Source organism: Candidatus Skiveiella danica (assembly GCF_022705245.1).
Lineage (GTDB): Bacteria > Pseudomonadota > Gammaproteobacteria > Burkholderiales > Burkholderiaceae_C > Skiveiella > Skiveiella danica.
Genome location: NZ_JAKJEW010000095.1, coordinates 1 through 298 on the forward strand (window position 1 = coordinate 1; position 298 = coordinate 298).

Sequence of the window (298 nt, forward strand, 5' to 3'; positions counted from 1 at the left end):
AACCCCCGTGGGACTACCAAATTAGAGACACGGACATCATGACATATAGGTTTTTGCGATAAATTTGTGCTAAGTCAATTATAAAATATCATCCGCTTCTAAATTCGGAAATTAAAGCTTGGATGCTGGCCTTGGCATCTCCGAATAACATGCGGGTATTATCTTTGAAGAACAGCGGATTTTCAATACCGGCAAATCCTGGGTTCATGGAGCGCTTTAAAACAATCACTGTTCTGGACTTATCAACCTCGATAATGGGCATGCCCCATAACGGGCTGGTTTTGTCTTCTTTGGCGGC

1 protein-coding gene is annotated in these 298 nt (G+C 43.0%); it reads right to left on the reverse strand.

All coding sequences use genetic code 11. From position 1 onward, the window contains the following. Nucleotides 1–88: 88 nt before the first annotated feature. A partial coding sequence (locus tag ACMUOY_RS20160; protein ID WP_413894517.1) for an NAD(P)(+) transhydrogenase (Re/Si-specific) subunit beta occupies nt 89–298 on the reverse strand: 210 nt, incomplete at its 5' end.